Genomic DNA, 19612 nt, shown 5'->3' with positions numbered 1-19612 from the left:
CTAACAGCTAAAACAACAACGCCAGCGAAATGCTGGCGTTGTCAATTAACCATTTCTACTTAGCTTATTAGGCAGTAAACATCATCTACAGTTACAGCCCAAGCGCAGCCATATTTTGTTCAACAACCTTTACGGGTAACGGAATATAACCGTCTTTTTGAACAATTTTCTGGCCGTCACTCGATAGAATAAAGCGCAAAAATTCCCCTTCCATCGGTGCTAACGGCTTGTTCGGGTGTTTATTAACATAAATATATAAAAAGCGGGATAATGGGTAATGACCACTGACTGAATTCTCAATCGTCGCTTCAACATAATCATCTCCTTCACGCGCCACAGGTATCGCTTTAATCCCTGTCGTTTTATAGCCTATCCCGGAATAACCAATCGCATTTAATGAAGTTGATACCGATTGTACAACCGATGCCGATCCCGGTTGCTCATTAACATTGTTACGAAAATCCCCTCGACATAGCGCATGTTTTTTAAAATAGCCATAGGTCCCTGAAACTGAATTTCGTCCATAGATCTGAATACCACGATCTTTCCAGCTACCCGGCAAGCCTAGCTGTCCCCATTTGGTAATAGGTTTTAATGCACCACAACGTAAGGTTTGTGAATAAATCGCATCTAACTGCTCAAAGTTAATCCCCTTTAATGGATTATCTTCATGCACAAACACCGCAAGCGCATCAACGGCAACTTTAATCGCAGTCGGTTTATAACCATACTCTTGCTCAAATGCTTCAATTTCTTTGTTTTTCATTGCTCGGCTCATTGGGCCAAGTTGCGCTGTCGCTTCAATTAATGCGGTTGGCGCTGTTGATGACCCTGCCGTTTGAATTTGAATATTGATGTTTGGATAGCGACGTTTAAATTCTTCCGCCCAATAAGTCATTAAGTTCGCCAAGGTATCTGAACCAACTGACGACAAGTTACCGGAAATGCCGCTCACTTTCTGATAAGGCAATAAGCTTGGCTCTACAGCTTTAACGCTTGATGTTTCTATACTGGATGTTTCAGTTTCAGCCTGAGCGCTGCCAGCCAGTAATAACAACAATACCCCAGTAAAAGATTTCAATCGCTTACTTATACATTTCATCTCTTTAATCACTTCTAAATATCATCGGCTAATTCAGCCGTTTGAGTGTTATCTGCAATTAATCGAGACGGCAGTGTAAATGCAAAGGTACTGCCCTTTTCAAGCTCACTTTCAATTTCTAAATGGGAGTCATGATGGCTCAAAGCATGTTTAACAATCGCCAGTCCCAAACCACTACCGCCAGTTTCACGAGAACGGGCTTTATCCACACGATAGAAACGCTCTGTTAAGCGATGAATATGCTGAGCTTCAATGCCCTCACCACTATCTGTTACTTCTAATCTTGCACCGTTAGGCGAGCGATACCAACGAACCGTAATATCAGCATCACTTGGAGTATGTTTAACCGCGTTATAAACCAAATTAGAAATCGCACTACGTAGCTGATCATCATCTCCTAAGACACTTAAGCTCTGATCAATCTCAAAATTAAAATGCTGATTTTTATCCCCACTGAGTGAGATCGCTTCTTTTTCTAAAATATCTAACATCGCAGGTACATCGACCACTTCCTCTAACTCAATGGTTGGAGCGGCTTCAATTTTTGACAAGGTTAATAACTGTTCAACTAGCGCATTCATTCGCGCTAATTGCTCCGTCATCACCCCATGTGCACGATCCCACATTGGTCCCGATAGCATGTCAGGATCTGACGACATTTCAAGATAACCTTGCAGCACCGTCATTGGCGTGCGCAATTCGTGAGAAACGTTAGCAAAGAAATTACGACGCATGCCTTCAAGCTGCTTAAGCTGAGATACATCACGTACCGCCATCAAATACTCACCTTCGGTATAACGCATGATCCGCAGCTCTAAGGTGCGGTCATAGTTCATAGGTGAAGTGATTTCTAATGGCGTATCAAAAGATTGTCTTGCCAGATAACGGACAAAATCAGGGCTTCTTAATAAGTTACTGATAGGTTGACCCGCATCATCAGGCCAACGCAAGCCCAATAATTGCTGCGCTAATTTATTACACCAAACGATATTGCCTTCACTACGGAATACAACAACCGCATCGGGCAATGATTCAGCACCATTACGGAAACGACGAATTAAGGTAGTGAGTTCTTTACGGCGGCGACGATTACGTTGTTGTAAACGATACATGCCATTAAATAGCGGCTCCCAACTACCAGAGCCAGAAGGAGGAGTAAGGCTACGATCTTTCCATAACCAATCTGACATTTTCAATTGATTGTGGAAATGCCAAATCAGTTGAATCCAAGTTGCGACGAGTAAAAACCACGGTAAATAACCGAAAATCATACCAAGGATGATCCACGGTAGATAAAACAGAATTAACTCCCATACCAATTTTTTCCATGACAATCTTTCGACCATGCTTTACTCCTTGTAACGGAGTTATGGTATGGATCCGTTACATTAAATTTCTTTACTCGTACAAACAACACAACCTCCAACCTTATCGAACTGCGATAATGGGTGAAGGCTCGTATTTTTCTTTATATAGCCAACCCTAGTGTGGGTTGTGGATCATTACTATGGGCGAGTTGAGAAGCGATAGCCCGCTCCACGTACCGTTTGCACCATCTTATCGTGCCCACCTGATTCTAACGCTTTACGTAAACGACGAATGTGAACATCAACAGTACGATCTTCAACATAAACGTTAGTGCCCCAAACATTGTTGAGTAATTGTTCACGACTATAAACGCGCTCTTGGTGCGTCATAAAGAAGTGCAACATTTTAAACTCTGTTGGGCCCATATCTAATGGTTCATCATCCGATGTCACACGATGCGATACAGGATCTAATTTCAGCCCTTGCACATCAATGACATCATCTAATGCTGTTGGTGACACACGACGCATAACCGCTTTTAAGCGTGCCATTAACTCTTTGGGAGAGAATGGTTTAGTGATGTAATCATCCGCACCTACTTCAAGGCCACGAACTTTATCTTCTTCCTCACCACGTGCTGTTAACATTACAACAGGGATTTGGCGTGTAAGTTCATCGCGCTTAAGGTGTTTGATCAGGTTAATACCTGAACCACCGGGTAACATCCAGTCCATGAGAATAAGCTCAGGATAAGGTTCGCACATTTTTTCTAGTGCTGTGTCATAGTCCTCAGCTTCGATCGCTTGATAGCCCTTTTGCTCCAACACGAAACATAGCATTTCACGAATTGGAGCTTCATCTTCTACCACAAGAATCCGTCTTACCATAATCAAATATACCTAGTCGTTTGCTTCATCTGACATGCGCCATTATGTGTTCTTAATATTACACTTTTGTGACTTGTTGTAATAAAAGTATAAACCAAGTTGAATATGTATCATTTAAACACTCTCATAATTTATAAAATAATGAGATAAATATTAAATAATTACAATGGGTTAATGCGTATTTATATTAACCTTTTATGGCAATATGACTACGCCCCCCCCCTTGTGCTTCAACCGCCACTTGCACCCCGATACGTTCAACTAAAGTACCTACATGAGAGATAACACCAATTTGTCGACCATCCGCTTGAAGTGCATCAAGGCAGGCTAATGCCATTTCTAAACTATCAGGATCTAGGGTGCCAAATCCTTCATCAATAAACAGAGAGCCGAGTTGGCGCGTATCTGCCGCCAGTGAGGCTAAGGCTAAAGCCAAAGACAACGACACTAAGAAACTCTCTCCCCCCGAAAGCGATTCCACACTACGTACTTCATCACCCATATCATGATCGATAACCTGCAACGCCAATGGGCTGCCCGGTACTGGTTGTAACGCATAACGTGGCGCAAGATCTTGCAAGTGATGGTTGGCATTAATCACTAACTGTTGCAGTGTTAATCCTTGAGCCAAGGTACGGAATTTATTACCCGTAGCCGATCCGATTAAATCGCTCATTTCTATCCATAGCTCGGTTTGCGTTTGCTGGGTCGCTAATGCTGAGCGAAGATCGCCAGCTTGTTTTTCCGCTTGTTCGCCTAAATCTAAACGCTGACGTAATTGGAAGACTTGATCATCAAGTTGCGATTTTTCCGTCTGCCATTGGTTAAACAATTGCTGTTGAGTTGAGGCGTCATCACCAATGTCATGTTCACTAAACCACTGCTTGGCTAATTCAACCGTCGGCTGATAATCAACCTGTGCTTGCTGTCTTTCTTTAACAATAGTTTCGCCTTGCGACACCGCTTGCTCTAGCTGTTTTAGCTCACTGCGCTCTTGCTGTAACCATGCCTCATCGTGACTTAATAACGCCGTTAATTCAGCTTCTGTTAACGCAAGCTTTTCCAACCATGCTTGCCACACTTGTTGTAAATTCTGTTGTGCTGTTTCAGATTCTGCTAATTGTTGGGTCGCGTTCTGCTGTTTGGTTAACTCTGCGGCAATCACTTCTGCCAATTGGTTTAATTGTGTTTGTCGCTGTTGGCATTGTTGCTGCTGTGCATCAACATCGGCTTTAGCTGAGCGTTCAATCGTATCGAGTGGCTGATCGCCAATAAGCTCAATACGTTGTTGCCAGCAAACCTGTTGCTCTTTCGCAAGACGGGCTACTTTTGCCGTTAACTCATGGGCTTGTTGCTCACTATGTTGAACGCTATTGGTTAACGTCGCTAGCACTGGCGCAAGCTCTGCCAGCTGTTTTTCAAGCAATTGTTGTTGCTCAATATTGGTTTGATATTGCTGAACTTGGCGCTCTAAATCGGCAATAAACCCCGCTTTACCTTGCTGAGCTAATGCATTTACCCATGCGTCATTACCATAGATTGTCATTAACGCCTGCTGTCTTTCAGCTATCACGTTTTGCACATTATTAGCTTGTGCCGTAAACGCATTACATTGTTCTTGCGCTTGAGTTTGCTGCTGAGTTAGCAGATAACCTTGCTCTTTCAGATCCGCTTCTTGCTTAGTTAATTGCTGTAATTGAAGCTGCTGTTGCTTGACTTCTTCAATCAGCACTTTGCGCTGCTCACCCTGAACTTTAATCTGCTGCATTTGCGATTTAGCATCATCGACTGCTTGTGACCAATGTGCTTGATAATGAGAAAGCTGAGCTACATCGCTATCAGTCGATAAGGTAATTTCAGTCAAAGTAATGGCATTTAGATCCGTTGCCATAAGATCGGTCCAATGGCATTGCTGCTGGTTAACTAACGTCTGAATCGTATTATTAAAACCTGCAATTTCTTGCTCAATATCAGTGTGACGTTGCTTCTCTTGCAAGACAGATTGAGTTAGCTGGCGCTGCTCGGCATTAGCATCTTGTAATTGCTGGGCTAATTGCTGTAATCGCTGTTGTTGTTGGCTAATAATGTTTTCAACTTGCGGATTATGCTGCTGATAAGGATGATTTTCAGAGCCACACAGTGGGCAAGCTTCACCTTCAACAAGCTGCTCGCGATAGTCATTTAAGCTCATGACAGCACGGCTTTGGTTTAGCTGAAGCTCTACTTCTTTATGCTGAGCATCTAATTGTAATAACTCAGGCGCTAATGCCGCCAAACGTTGCTCACAGCTAGCAATATTCGTCACTAAACCTTGCTGCTGAAGCTGAGATTTATCACGCTGTTGAAGCAAACCATGCCATTTATCTAGGCCGAATAAACTCTCTTTTAGCTTACTACTTAATTGCTGATATGCAGCGTAATGCTGGCGTTCTTGATCTTGTAATTGCTCTAATGCCGTTAGATCGTGCTCAGCAGTTTGCTGCGTTAATTGCAGCTTTTGCTGATCCAATGCAGAAAGCTGTTTATCCAATTGGATCTGCTGCTGCGCCACGCTCGTTAATGTTGTTTCACGCTGTTTTATGTCAGTTTGCAGCTGTGCAATTTGGCTTTGCGCTTGTTGATACTGGCTGATGTTATCTTTAATCGCATTTTGCTGCTCAGCCAAGGCTTTTACCCCTTGCGTTTGAGCCAATGCAGCGGTCACTTGTTGCTGTTGTAACTGGGCGGCGTGTTGCTGTTGTTGCTTACTCGCAAGTTGCTCACGCTGGATCGTGAGGTCTTTATTTAAGCCAGCTAATTGCTGCTGTAACTCTGCGCTTTGCTGCTGTAAAGCATCACGCTTTTGCTCAATACTTGCCGCTTGTTTTAGTTTTGGCTCAAGATCGGTTAACAGCTGTTGTTTTTGCGCTAATTGCTGCTGGCTTTGCTCAACACTCGTTTGTAATTGCCCTTGTTGCTGCTGCTTAGCCGTTAATTCAGCGGTCGCTAATTGCAATGATTGCTGCCACTTGATCACTTGTTGCTGTGCTTGGGTTAATAGCGTGAAATCACCGCGGGCAGGCAGTGCTTGCTCATATTTTGTCAATTGCAGATAACGCGGCGCGGCTAATTGTTGGTCTTGCTTGGCTTGTACTAACTGCTGCTCACTTTCACCAATACGCTGCGTCAGTTTTTCAGCATTCACCAACACATCTTGATGCTGTTTTAGTTGCTCTAACTTTTGTTGCTGGCTATTTACTTGTTCACGAGCACTGACCAATTGAGTATTTAATGCTTCGCGCTCTTCGTCAGTTAACAGTGCGATATCACCTAACTTACCTTGAAGTTGCGTCAGTTTGAGCTTTTCATCTTTGGCACGTTCATGAGCCGCAATGGATAATCGACCGTAAATTTCACCGCCCGTCATACGCTCTAACAGTGCTGCACGTTCATCAGCCCCAGCTTTTAGAAATGCCGCAAACTCGCCCTGTGGCAGCATCACAGCACGACGAAACTGATCGAAGCTCAAGCCAATCAGCTTTTCAATTTCCGCTTGTAGTTCTTGTTTTTTACCCGCGAAACGCTGCCCTGTTTCAATATTTTCTAACCACTGTTCAGCAGCTTGAATTTTGCCTTCTGCACGACCACGAGCACGACGAACATGCCAATGCGAACGCCAGTGTGAACCATCATTGGCAATAAAATCGACTTCGGCAAAACCTTCACCTTTACCGCGGGATAAAATACTGCGCACATCATTGGCTTTGATGCGGTTATCTTCATCATCACGACCGATTTCAGCATCGTTCTTTTTATTTGATTGCAAACGCGGAATACGATCAAATAACGCCAAACAAATCGCATCGAGCAAGGTAGATTTACCCGCCCCTGTTTTACCTGTGATCGCAAACAAGCCAGCATCGCCTAATCTACCACCCGCAAAATCAATCTCAAATTTGGTTTGTAAACTCGCTAAATTTTCACCACGAAGCGCAAGGATTTTCATTGTTATTATCTCTCTTATTCTTGTTCTTCAACTTGAGTTAATAGGGTTTCAAACGCTTCAGCCATTGCTTCGGTTGGCTCACCATCGAATTTCTTATTCCAACTTAATGCGAACACTTGTTGTGGCGACACCTCGGATAATCGACGGTGTTGCAAGCTATCTTGTTGCTCGCGTTGGCTGTAATGGGGCGTAATTTTGGCAAGACGAACGGATTTGCCTTCTAATGCTTGCAGCACTTTTTCACGCAAGAGGGCTTGTGGTTTATCAAGCAACACATGTACTTCTAAAAAGGGTTGTTGCTCACGTGGCAGTTCATCGTCAGGTAAGACTTTTAATGCGGCTAACACTTCATCTAACGGTGCGGGTTTGGTTGGCACTTTAAGCATATCGACACAGCGAGGAATACTGATCTCTTCAATCGCTTTAACGTTACTACCATCAAATTCTACTGCTAAAATTTGGTGGTTATAATTACGCTCTGACATCGACAGTGGAATCGGCGATCCGCTATAACGCACATGTTTTTTCTTCGCCACTTTTTGAGCTAAATGCAAATGTCCAAGCGCGACATAACTCATGTCATCTGCAAAAATGGAAGCGGGTAGCGCATGTTGATTACCGCCAAGTACTCGGCGTTCCGACATTTCAGATAATTGTCCTGATGCCATGTACACGTGTCCCATACCGATCATCGCTTGTTCTGGCGCAAGCAATTCACGGGCGGCTTGGGTCATATCGCTATATAGCACTTCTACCCCTTTAATTAAGCGGTCTTCGTTTTCATCAAGGTTATCGGTACGTAAATCTGCGCTGCGCAAAAACGGCACAGCTAATACATACGCGGCAGTTTGTTTATCTTTATTAGTGATAGGCACCAGCATACGCTTAACATCTAAGGTGCCATCTTCTAAACGATGGATACCGCCAACCATATGCAAATCAAAGGCTTTTAATAGTTCATGAGGCGCATCAAGCTTGCTTGGTGAATCATGGTTACCGCCAATCATCACTACATCTAAATTCGGTAGGGTTTTCGACACTTTTGCCAAAAAGCGATACAACATGCGCCATGCGCTGGCTGGCGGATTGGCAGTATCGAAAATATCACCAGCAACTAATAAGGCATCCGCTTGCTGAGCTTCAAGTTCATCGGCTAACCAATCTAAGAACGCTTGATGTTCATAGTCGCGGTTATAACCGTGGAGTTGATGCCCTAAGTGCCAGTCAGAGGTATGGATGATTTTCATAATATAATGCGCAACCTAGCCAGAAATAATCTGCTGATTGTACCGTGAGATCTGCCAAACCACATCTGCTATTTCACTGCCTTACACAGCTATCACGGAATTTAATTTTTGATAAATAAGTCAGTGAGTTAGTTTTGGAGAATGATGTAGTTTAAAGTGTTAAAAATTAAAAAACTTTTAGTGTTGTTTTAGTTGAAACTAATTATAATTTATTTCTTTAATGTTTATCGTGCTTTTATTACTACGAGCACTTTCTAGAGCTCTGCTTGTAACGCCTTGATTTAGATAAATACATCTAAATACTTTATATATTATTCAACAATTCGGACACCTTAATGAAAACATCTTTAGTAATAACAACTTATAACTCTAAATTATATTTAAAGGCTGTTCTTAATAGCGTCTGCATGCAAAATATTTTACCAGATGAGGTAGTTATTGCTGATGATGGTTCATCAGACGGTACAGCCGAAATGTTGAGCAGTTTAAAAGATACTTTTCCTGTTCCATTAATTCATGCTTATCAAGAAGATGAAGGTTTTCGAGCTTCTAGAGCCAGGAATTTAGCCGTAAAAGCGGCCTCCGGCGATTTTATTGTAATGATCGATGGAGATATGTTCTTAACTCAAAACTTTATTCAATCACATATTAATAACGCTAAAAAAGGTACTTTAACTCAAGGCCCTAGAGTTAAGATGAGAAAAGAATTAAGTCTTCGTGTTATGAATGGATATGAATTTCCAAACTTATTCTCTTGGGGGATTAAAGGGTTAAGGTATAGAAAAAATGCTATCAACTCATCGTTCTTAACTAAAGCCCTTATATCTATAAGAAATGATATTAAAAATATAAGAAGCTGTAATTTTGCTTTTTGGAAACAAGACTATATAGCTATCAATGGTTTTGATAACGATTTTATTGGATGGGGAAGAGAAGATAGTGATTTTGCGCAACGCCTAGTTAATAACGGAATAAAAATACAGCATATTCGTTGTGGGTGTATTGGCTACCATCTTTGGCATGAAGGTAACTCCCAAGATAATTTAGGCGTAAACCATGAACTGTTATTAGATACAATTAAAAATAAAAAAATACGCTGTGATAATGGTATTGATCAACTTTAGGTATGTTGAATAAAAATTTATTAAATATTACTAACTTTGGCACATTTTAATGACTCTAAAAGGTCGCTTCGGCGGCCATTGTTATACTGAACGTTACCGTTAGTATAGTTTGTACATTAAGGAAACCAGTAGTAGTTGATTCTATTTCTGCCTATGATGAAAAGGGCTCTTTATATCTTGAGCTCTAAAGTCAACTTTTCTTTGTAATGTGTGCTTTATTGTTTCTGTCGCCTTCGTATTTTCAATCAGGTCCTGCTTTAGTTCTTCAGACTCTTCTCTAAACGCAAGAAGTTTACCTTTTTATTCAAATAAACTTTCACATAGAAAATGAGTTAAAACCGTCCTTCTCCAAGCAAAAATCACCGTTTCTCGTTTCAACAGCCCACGCAACATAGTTAACAGCATTATCAAGCCTCAATGACAGATATCCATCGCGAAGAAAAAACGATTTCTGTCTGTAGTGCTGCCGATAACATTAACTATGAACTGGAATACAATTATTTAATTATCGCCATTGATGCGGTAAGTAATGACTTAAGACATCCGCTTGCTGAGCCTCAAGTTCATCGGCTAGCCAATCTAAGAACGCTTGATGTTCATAGTCGCGGTTATAACCGTGGAGTTGATGCCCTAAGTGCCAGTCAGAGGTATGGATAATTTTCATAATATAATGCGCAACCTAGCCAGAAATAATCTGCTGATTGTACCGTGAGATCTGCCAAACCACATCTGCTATTTCACTGCCTTACACAGCTACCACGGAATTTTATTTTTGATAAATAAGTCAGGGAGTTAGTTTGGGGAAATAAGGTATGTTTTTAAGTGAGTTAAAATTAAAAAGACCGCTATGAAGCGATCTTTTAAATGTATATTTAACAGTGGCTCTATTTATACGTACAAAAAATCGTCAAAAGATGATTATTCATCCTGCGTTAGGCTGTTTTTAATACTTCACATAATTTATTAAGCAGTAAGGCTCTTTCCCTGAAATCCACAAAATAGTTATTAATGAGTAGTACCACACCATTTCCAGTATCTGGATCGATCATAACTCGTGACAGAATGCCAGGCCCACCACCATCATGTCCCCAAAATGTACCGTGTCGTGCCGTTTTAAATTGGAACCATCCAAGTCCAAGATTGCTACCTGTTGTAAGATCATTACGCTGAACATGAAAAATACTATCGATGGTTTCTCTTTTGAGTAATGCCGTTTTAGCTTTATTCTGTGAAAGGAAGGATTGCATAAAAGTGGTTAATGCCAAAGTGGAAGATCCTAGTAATCCGGCTGCATTGAAAGGTGAAAAATAACTACAATCATCAATAGTATAATAGTTTTTATTGCCATCAGAAGGGATGACCCTTTGACTTTAGTAACCGCGATCTTTCATGCTTTTGGTATATACGCCCATAATTGGAGCTCGAGGACTGTTTTTCGCTTCGTAAGGCGTAATGAGTTTTTGTTGATCTAAATCGGCTTTCTGCCAACCGATATCTTTGATTCCTAAGGGGGAAAATATATATTTATATGTATATTCTTCAAAGGATAAATTAGTTACTTTTTCAATTAGATAAGCAGCAACTAAAGCATTCAAATTTGAATAACCTGCGATCACACCAATAGGATCTGGTGTAACTTGCGTGAAATCACCAGGCTGGTAAAGGTCAAAAACCAAATCTGAACGGTAATGAGCACCATCCGGAGAAATATTAGATGTAATCCATGCATTCAGATCATCAGAGTAATCTTTACAGAAAAAATCTGCCATGCTGTCCGGGTCTGATGTCATTCTTCGAGAAGACAAGGATGATGTGTGAGTTAACAATTGATATGGCGTGATCGGGATCTCAAGAAAGTGGGGATTTCACATGGTGAATCCCAAATAATCGCTAACATCACCATCTAGCTTTATTTTACCTTTTTCCACTAATTGCATCACGGCAGTCCAAGTGACCAACTTACTGACAGAGCCTAAAGTCGGCCATATGCTTTCAAACGTTGCCGGTTTTTTACTTTCTAGATTTTGATAACCAGAACTCTTTTCCCAGACTAACTCACCATTTTTAATTAGAGCAGCACTGATGCTGGCTGCTGGTAGATCAGTTATTGCATTTTCCAGTAAATCTTCTAACGCTTTTTCTGGTGTTTGCTTTTTAGTAAGAGCCCAAGCTCCGGTTACACCAACTAATCCTCCGATTCCAACACCTTTTAATAACCTTCTTCTCGAAATCTTATTCATTTTTACTCCATCCCTAAAGTAATAAAGCTCTTGATACTAAATAATCATGAGCGAACAATGCCACAATTGATCTTGATTTATTAGATAACACTTAAGGACGGGTATGTTTAAACTATTAAATTAAAATTGGATGCATTTAACATATGGAGTCTTTCATGTATTACGTAATCCTAATTCACATTACAAACCATCCTTTTACTCTCAAAAACGACCTATTTACTTCTAGTTGCCCACGTTACTATTAAGTAAAGAGTGTGAACCATCAGCACACCTCCTCTTTCTCATCAGCTCTTCTTTGCATCACTCAAAAATTTATTCTCACTTAATTTCCCATAAATTCATAAACCTACAAACCCATCCCGAGCCGAATTCATATCACCAACACAATTATTACCCATAAGTAATAATTAATTACCAAATTGTGTAATTGTTTTGCTTTTTGAAAGAATTAATATAGCCACATCGAAACGCACAAGGCGTTCACAAAAATTCAAAACAAAAGGTTTTATTACTCATGAAAACAGTTATTAAAGCAACAATCGCAGCCGCTATTATCGCAACATCTTTTACTGCTGCAGCAAAAGACGGTAACTTCACTGGCAACATTAACGTTAAGCAATCAAAAACTAATGCAGTTAATATTGGTCACTACCAAAAACAAGGCACTGCTGAACGCTCTCACTCTGGCTTAGTATTTTCACAGCACAAAGCTGCATTAAACTTTTCTGAAAAGCTACTTTCAGCAGCAGATAAGTAAGTATTACCCATAAAAGAACACTACTCTTTCTTTTATTATTACTGTTTAACTATTGTTCTTTCTATTTACCATTAATTACTAACTTAAAAGGTAATTATTGTACTTTTTGTTACGCCCTACAAAAGGCTGAATCCGCTATTTCAGCCTTATTATAAAAAATAAGGTCAATCCAATGACAACATTAACCGAAAAGCCAGGCATCACTCTGATTAAATCAGGTACTTTTAAGCTAAATGATTTAAGCAAACTGTTAGAAGTTGAAGGCTTAAAAAGTGATATGGCTGAAGTTGCTGTTACCAATAACAGCGCGCCATTGACGATTGGTCATTTCACTATGTCTCCAGGCGTAGAGTTTGAATACTTTTACGATTCAGTAGAGTACAAAGTGGTTACTAAAGGTAAGATCGTCATGCGTGATACAGACGGCAATAAATACGTTGCTGAAGTGGGCGACGTTATCCTGTTCTCACCTGATGTTACTGTTATCTTCGATGCAGAAAGTGACGGTGAAGCTATCTACACCGCGCACCGCCAAGCTGCAGAAGATTTCGCGCCTGCTAAATAATTTCATTGCCAAATGAATCCTCTAAAGCCTTGAGTTTTGCTCAAGGCTTTTTTCTGTTTATAAATCCCCCCCTCCTTACTTTATTTCATTAACGCATCCGATAATGGCAGAATTCTTTAATAACAAATGTCCACACAATCAGAAAATCCCATCTAGACTCTATAGTAATTTTTAACCCTATCATTTCGCCTTTCTAACTCTCGACCTTAACGGTCTTTTTTATTTTGTCGATGCGGCGACAGTGATAATTATCCCATTATGAACGAACTCATAATCATTATATGAGGACTGACTATGTCACGAATTATTATTGTCGGTGGGGGGGCTGCTGGCATTGAACTATCAACCCTATTAAAGAAAACAATAAGAAAAGAAGATGATGTCATCTTAGTGGAACCAGAAACCCATCACTTCTGGAAACCGCGTTTGCATGAAATCGCAGCGGGGACATTTGATAGCGATCTTGATACGGTTTGTTATTTCACTCATGGCGCGCGACATGGCTATCAGCATTATCAAGCCTCAATGACAGATATCCATCGCGAAGAAAAAACGATTTCTGTCTGTAGTGCTGCCGATAACATTAACTATGAGCTGGATTACGATTATTTAATTATCGCTATTGGCGCGGTAAGCAATGACTTTAATACCCCTGGCGCTAAAGACCATTGCATCTTTTTAGACTCAGCCAACCAAGCACGCCAAGCATGGCACCGAATGAGCTACATTTTACGTGCAGGAGAGCCCCGTACAGTTAATATTGTCGGCGCTGGTGCAACAGGGGTTGAACTGGCAGCAGAGCTTGAACGTGTGAGTAGAAAGCTACAACGTTATAACGGCACACCGTTAACGATTAATTTAATAGAAGCGGCAGATCGCGTATTACCAAATAGTCCTGAAAAAATGTCGCGTAAGGTGCAGCAAGAGCTTGAGAAAAATAACATTAATGTTTTACTTCAAACTCGCATTAGCGAAGTGACTGAGAAAAGTATGATCACAAGCGATGATCGTACGCTTGATGCTGATGTTCAATTTTGGGCAGCTGGGATTAAGGCCCCTGATTGGCTAAATGGTATTGGCGGATTGGCTTATAACCGTATCAATCAAATTGAAGTCAATATGGATTTAACCACAACCGTCGATGGCTGTATTTTCGCGCTCGGTGATTGCGCGGCTATTCCGCAACCCGATGGCAGTTTTGTTCCACCAAAAGCACAGGCGGCGAATCGAGCAGCAGAACATTTAGCCAAAAGTCTGGGTGGTTTTTTACATGGGAAACCACTCACTGACTTTATCTTTAAAGATGGCGGAATGGTGGTTGCGGTTGGGCATTACTTTGCGGTTGGCTCTTTTGCTCCTGGCTCTAAAATGGAAAGCCAATTTGTATTACATGGGCTACTTATTCGCCGCATCTACGATACAATTTTCCGTTTACACCAAAGAACCATCAGTAACATGTTTACGGTTTCTCGGTTAATGGTTGCTAAACGTATGAAAGCGATTTTCAAACCTAAAATATAACGGCTTTATTGTGAGAGCATAAATTTAATTTCACTCACAGTTCAGTAAGTTATTACACAATCTTAAGCTTCAATCACAAACGCCTCTTAGTAATTTTTAGTGGTTAGGTTAATATGTGCGGCCCAACTGTTTAACCCTAGGAAGTGTGACTGCCATGATGTGGTTTAAGAATTTACTAACCTACCGCTTTACGCGTGAAATTAATTTAAATGCAGACCAACTGGAAAAACAGCTGGAAGAGTTCCGCTTCACGCCTTGTGGCAGCCAAGATATCCAAAAATTTGGCTGGGCACACGCATTAGGTAAACATGGTGATATGTTCACCCATGTTTCTGGCGACAATATTTTAATTTGTGCGCGTAAAGAAGAAAAAATGCTGCCTGCTTCTGTGATCAAAGAATCACTAAATAACAAAATTGAGATACAGGAAAAAGATCTTGGTCGTAAGCTGAAAAAGACTGAGAAAGATACGCTTAAAGATGAAATCGTGATGGATTTACTGCCTCGCGCTTTCAGTCGTCAATCGCAAACTTTTGCCCTTATCATGCCAAAGCTTGGCTATATTGTGGTTGATTCAGGCAGCTTTAAAAAAGCAGAAGATATGCTAGCGCTACTACGTAAATCTATCGGTAGCCTACCTGTTGTACCTGTCGTTCCTGAAAAACCGTTAGCCCTAACGATGACAGAATGGGTGCGTAGCAATCAAGCGCCTCATGGTTTCACTATCGGTGAAGAAGCAGAGTTTAAAGCGATTGAAGAAGATGGCGGTGTGATCCGTTGTAAACAACAGGATTTAAACTGCGACGAAATTCTTGCACACATTGAAGCAAACAAGGTGGTAACGAAACTGGCTTTAAACTGGCAAGACCGTGTCGACTTTGTCCTTGCTGATGATTTAACCGTGAAGCGTTTGAAGTTCTCTGATGAAATCAAAGATCAAAACGAAGATATCGACCGTGAAGATATGGCGCAACGTATTGATGCGGATTTATCACTGATGGGCGGTGAATTCTCAGCATTCTTACCAAACCTATTTGAAGTGGTTGGCGGTTTAGAAAATAAAGGCTAATCCCTTTATTTAATCGACATCGAATATGCGAAATAAAAGCCGTGGTGCTCTGTTGTTTTTACAACCTAAGCACCACGGCTTTGTTATTGACTCGCGGATTGATTACATGCTCATTCCCATGCCTGCATTGGCTTTTTTACCTAAACGGTAATACCAAATAGAAAGCGGAATGAAGATCAAGTTCATCACTGTGGTCATGTTCATACCAAAACCGGATTGGTTTAAAGTACGTAAGGTTTGATCGGTTGTGACCCAACCAAAACCGTTGAAAATGGCATCAACGCACATGCCTGTAAATATAATCGCAATAAACAGTAAACCCACCATCCATTTTGTTGGACGTTTACCATAATATTTTTGGTACACACGCATCATTGGAATGGTTAATACGTCGGAAAGAATAAAGCCAATCACCCCACCAAATGAAATGCCACCATGCCACAGTGCTGCCGCTAAAATTAAGTTACCCACTGAACATACATAGGCAATCATAGCAACAAAAACACCGATAATGACATCAAGCAACGAGTGTAACCAAGCAGGTAATCCGGCATCATTACTGATAAATAAGGCGCGCCAACCTTCTTGTGGTACTAAAGCAATTAAGATTGATGATACAACAACACCAATTAAGATCTCTTTGCCTATCATTGCCAAATCCATTTGGAAGAAGCTGGCAGATTTAGTGATTTTTGCCATTGTGCCAGTGTCATTTTTTGCTGGCATAGCCATGTTCGACATATCCATGCCGCAATCACTGCTCTCATGCTTCATTTCAGACATATCCATGCCACAATCATTGCTCTCATGTTTCATGTTAGACATGTCCATGCCGCAATCACTGCTGTCATGTTTCATGTTAGACATGTCCATGCCGCAATCACTTCCCTCATGCTTCATGTTAGACATGTCCATGCCGCAATCACTGCTCTCATGTTTCATGTTAGACATGTCCATACCGCAATCACTGCTCTCATGCTTCATTTCAGACATATCCATGCCACAACTGGCTTTTTGTTGCGGCGCAGCATTGGCTATGTGCTGACGTAATTCTTGTTCAACATCTTTGGGATAAAAACGGCTAAACAAAAAGCCAACAGTTGCAATTAAGATCAAGCCACCAATAACTTCACCCCATAAAAATGTCCAGCCCATGAGTGCTACCAGCACAATAAACATTTCCACTATCAAATTAGTGCTTGATACTAAAAATGCCATTGCGTTAGCGACTGTTGCCTTTTTGGCTAATAGGGTGTGAGACAGTGACGCCGCAGCATAAGAACACGATGATGACATCATGCCTAATAGCGTGGTAAAGCTAAGGCTTTTCACATCGGTTTTACCCAAGTGTTGCACCACGGTATCAACGGGTAATAAGTTACGAATAAAAGAAGAGAGTATTAAGCCAAAGGCTAATGGCCAAAAGATTTGCCATGACATGTTAAAAAACACAGAAATGACATGAAAGATGATATTGCTATCCCCACTTTCCATGAAGAGACCTTTGTTGTTATTTATAAGAGAGATGTCGTTAAGCATAGTACGCTTATCTAAAGCGTTGCATTGCTTTATCACTCAAACTAACTTTGCAAATGTGCCTAAATAAAAGTTTAACAATATCAATAACTAGCTATTTTTTGAATAACCGTGACAGGTTGTTAGATGATCGTTCACCATACCTACTGCTTGCATAAAGGAATAACAAGTCACCGCACCTATAAATTTAAAACCTTGCTTTTTTAGCACCTTACTCATATTTGCTGATTGCTCAGTTTGTGCTGGTATTTCAGCAATGGTTTGCCATTGATTTATAATGGCTTTGTTATCAACAAACTGCCAAAAGAAATCGACTAATGGGGTGTGTTTTCGCACTGCAACCAAAAGCTCTAAATTATTCAATGCTGCCGCGATTTTACCTTTATGCTTGATAACATCGAACTGCTGGCAAATATGCTCAACTAATCCTTCTCGTGGCTGTGGCAATAATTCTGCTTCAATTTTAGCTAAATCAAAATCAAGAAAAGCTGCTCGATAAGCCGGACGTTTACGCAGAACGGTTAACCAACTCAAGCCACTTTGCATACTCTCTAAAATAAAGCATTCAGCAAGGGCGTTATCATCACACGTTTTTTTGCCCCATTCGGTATCGTGATAATGCTGTAGCAGTGGATCGGTCGTTGCCCAGTCACAACATGTTGTTGGCTTACTCTGGGTTGTCATAATACAGTCCTTATAAAAAAATACGGGAGTATCACTACTCCCGTATTGGCTTCTACACGTTATTTTAATTTATAAGAAAATACTTAATGTTGCAGCAATTGTGAAGGCAATTGTACCTAGAAGAGTTTCCATTACCGTCCACGTTTTTAGGGTTGTTTTCTCATCCATATCTAGCAGTTTACCTACTAGCCAGAATCCTGAATCGTTGAAGTGAGATAACACGGTTGCGCCCGATGCAATTGCAATTACGATGAAACATAAATCTAAAGCACTTAGACCTGTTGTTGCGGCAACCATAGGTGCAATCAGCGCTGCTGTTGTAGTTAGAGCAACCGTTGCTGAACCTTGCGCGACACGTAACGCTGTTGAAACTAAGAATGCCGCCACAATCACTGGCATACCAGTATCAGACATTAAGTTAGCTAACGCGTCACCAATACCACTTGCACGTAGTACGCCACCGAACATACCGCCCGCACCCGTTACAAGAATAACGGCACAGATTGGCGCAAGTGAATCACCACATAGCTTTTCAAGTTTTGCCATGCCGTAATTCTTAGAAAATAGCGCTAAACAGAACAACAAGGTGATCATCAATGCGATAGGAGTTTTACCCAACATACGTAAGGCATTAACCCAAGCGTCATCACCATTTACCACACCCATTACTGTTAGCGTGTGTAGACCCGTGTCCATAAAGATAAGCACTAAAGGCATTAACAAAATAGCAAGAACTGTTGAAAACTTAGGTAAGTTGTTTTCGTCAATTACTTCTTGCGTTGCCAAGAAAGCTTGTGGCAATGGCAGTTTAAAGCGTTCACCCGCCCATAGACCGTAAAGGTAAGCACCTAGGTACCAAGTTGGTAGTGCAATCAACAAACCAACAATGGTCAATAAACCAATATTTGCACCTAATAACTCACTTGCAGCGACAGGACCTGGGTGTGGCGGCAAGAATGCGTGCATTACAGCAAAAGCACCAGCAACAGGTAGCGCGTACTTAATTGTTGAGCCACCAAATTGTTTAGCAACACTAAACAAAATAGGCATCATAACCATTAACCCAGCATCGAAGAAGATTGGAAAACCAAACAACAGCGACGCAACACCTAATGCAAAAGGTGCTCTTTCAGGGCCAAACCTACCAATTAAGGTATCCGCTAGTACTTTAGCGCCCCCTGTTACTTCAAGAATTCGCCCTATCATGGTACCTAGACCGACAAGCAGAGCAACAGAGGCTAATGTGCCTCCAAACCCTGACATCATGGTAGGTACAACTTGATCAGCATTTACACCTGTTACTACTGCTGTAATAAAACTCACTAAAGTTAAAGCTAGGAAAGCATGTAACTTAAATTTCATTATTAGTAATAATAACAACAAGATAGAACATACTGCGATGAACAATAAGTAGGTTGGGTCTAACGTCATACAGGATCTCTCCAGCAAAAAAGAATGTTTTATTCCGTTGTGAATATTTTTATTGTGAGTATCTTCACAACGCTAAATGTTACGGGTAACATGTTACCCGTAACATGGTAACTTACAAGAAAATAGAACAACTGATGTTCAAAAGTGAGATAGAGG

Annotated in this window: 14 protein-coding genes and 1 pseudogene; 5 read left to right on the top strand and 10 right to left on the bottom strand. The window is 40.9% G+C overall.

Features of this window, described 5'->3' with window-relative positions; translation table 11 throughout:
* Positions 1 to 91 precede the first annotated feature (91 nt).
* The 5 genes from C9J38_RS03925 to C9J38_RS03905 form a co-directional block, all read right to left on the bottom strand.
* The gene (locus C9J38_RS03925) at positions 92 to 1102 is read right to left on the bottom strand and encodes a PstS family phosphate ABC transporter substrate-binding protein (RefSeq protein WP_233217656.1); all 1011 of its coding nucleotides are present in this window, start codon (positions 1100 to 1102) and stop codon (positions 92 to 94) included.
* Between the two features lie 14 nt (positions 1103 to 1116).
* Positions 1117 to 2448 carry a phosphate regulon sensor histidine kinase PhoR gene (gene phoR / locus C9J38_RS03920; protein ID WP_107205964.1) on the bottom strand — a complete coding sequence of 444 codons (1332 nt, stop codon included), beginning with the start codon at positions 2446 to 2448 and terminating at the stop codon, positions 1117 to 1119.
* A gap of 159 nt (positions 2449 to 2607) precedes the next feature.
* Positions 2608 to 3297 (bottom strand): phosphate regulon transcriptional regulator PhoB, encoded by a 690-nt coding sequence (gene phoB / locus C9J38_RS03915; RefSeq protein WP_107205963.1) that lies wholly within the window; start codon positions 3295 to 3297, stop codon positions 2608 to 2610.
* 187 nt (positions 3298 to 3484) lie between these two features.
* Positions 3485 to 7282 (bottom strand): AAA family ATPase, encoded by a 3798-nt coding sequence (locus C9J38_RS03910; RefSeq protein WP_107205962.1) that lies wholly within the window; start codon positions 7280 to 7282, stop codon positions 3485 to 3487.
* A gap of 14 nt (positions 7283 to 7296) precedes the next feature.
* The gene (locus C9J38_RS03905; RefSeq protein ID WP_107205961.1) at positions 7297 to 8529 is read right to left on the bottom strand and encodes an exonuclease SbcCD subunit D C-terminal domain-containing protein; all 1233 of its coding nucleotides are present in this window, start codon (positions 8527 to 8529) and stop codon (positions 7297 to 7299) included.
* A gap of 335 nt (positions 8530 to 8864) precedes the next feature.
* Here C9J38_RS03905 and C9J38_RS03900 point away from each other — a divergent pair, with 335 nt between their 5' ends.
* Positions 8865 to 9653 (top strand): glycosyltransferase family 2 protein, encoded by a 789-nt coding sequence (locus C9J38_RS03900; protein WP_107205960.1) that lies wholly within the window; start codon positions 8865 to 8867, stop codon positions 9651 to 9653.
* Between the two features lie 505 nt (positions 9654 to 10158).
* On the opposite strand, the gene C9J38_RS03895 is transcribed toward C9J38_RS03900, so the two are convergent.
* Together C9J38_RS03895 and C9J38_RS21970 are read right to left on the bottom strand one after the other, a co-directional pair.
* Positions 10159 to 10317, bottom strand: a complete 159-nt coding sequence (locus tag C9J38_RS03895; RefSeq protein ID WP_369919083.1) for a hypothetical protein — start codon at positions 10315 to 10317, stop codon at positions 10159 to 10161.
* A 268-nt stretch (positions 10318 to 10585) separates the two neighbouring features.
* A pseudogene (locus C9J38_RS21970) lies at positions 10586 to 11893 on the bottom strand (serine hydrolase domain-containing protein).
* Between the two features lie 514 nt (positions 11894 to 12407).
* Between C9J38_RS21970 and C9J38_RS03875 the strand changes: the two are divergent.
* The 4 genes from C9J38_RS03875 (at position 12408) to rdgC (ending at position 15805) form a co-directional block, all read left to right on the top strand.
* The gene (locus C9J38_RS03875; RefSeq protein WP_107205957.1) at positions 12408 to 12650 is read left to right on the top strand and encodes a hypothetical protein; all 243 of its coding nucleotides are present in this window, start codon (positions 12408 to 12410) and stop codon (positions 12648 to 12650) included.
* A 172-nt stretch (positions 12651 to 12822) separates the two neighbouring features.
* Positions 12823 to 13215: a hypothetical protein gene (locus C9J38_RS03870; protein WP_005369367.1), complete on the top strand. Its 393-nt coding sequence runs from the start codon at positions 12823 to 12825 to the stop codon at positions 13213 to 13215.
* 294 nt (positions 13216 to 13509) lie between these two features.
* The gene (locus C9J38_RS03865) at positions 13510 to 14736 is read left to right on the top strand and encodes an NAD(P)/FAD-dependent oxidoreductase (RefSeq protein ID WP_107205956.1); all 1227 of its coding nucleotides are present in this window, start codon (positions 13510 to 13512) and stop codon (positions 14734 to 14736) included.
* Between the two features lie 157 nt (positions 14737 to 14893).
* The gene (gene rdgC, locus C9J38_RS03860) at positions 14894 to 15805 is read left to right on the top strand and encodes a recombination-associated protein RdgC (protein ID WP_199195411.1); all 912 of its coding nucleotides are present in this window, start codon (positions 14894 to 14896) and stop codon (positions 15803 to 15805) included.
* Positions 15806 to 15907: 102 nt separating this feature from the next.
* Here the strand turns inward: rdgC and C9J38_RS03855 are convergent, their stop codons facing one another.
* The 3 genes from C9J38_RS03855 to C9J38_RS03845 form a co-directional block, all read right to left on the bottom strand.
* Entirely contained in the window at positions 15908 to 17299 is a 1392-nt protein-coding gene (locus C9J38_RS03855; RefSeq protein ID WP_107205954.1) for a permease, read from the bottom strand.
* A gap of 132 nt (positions 17300 to 17431) precedes the next feature.
* The gene (locus C9J38_RS03850; RefSeq protein ID WP_107205953.1) at positions 17432 to 18025 is read right to left on the bottom strand and encodes a DNA-3-methyladenine glycosylase I; all 594 of its coding nucleotides are present in this window, start codon (positions 18023 to 18025) and stop codon (positions 17432 to 17434) included.
* A gap of 69 nt (positions 18026 to 18094) precedes the next feature.
* Complete coding sequence (locus C9J38_RS03845) at positions 18095 to 19456, bottom strand: GntP family permease (RefSeq protein ID WP_107205952.1); 1362 nt, start codon at positions 19454 to 19456, stop codon at positions 18095 to 18097.
* Positions 19457 to 19612 lie beyond the last annotated feature (156 nt).

This window comes from Photobacterium sp. GB-210, from assembly GCF_003026075.1.
In the GTDB taxonomy this organism is placed as follows: domain Bacteria; phylum Pseudomonadota; class Gammaproteobacteria; order Enterobacterales; family Vibrionaceae; genus Photobacterium.
The sequence above is the reverse complement of the archived record's forward strand: the minus strand, read 5'-3'. Positions and strand labels throughout refer to the sequence as shown.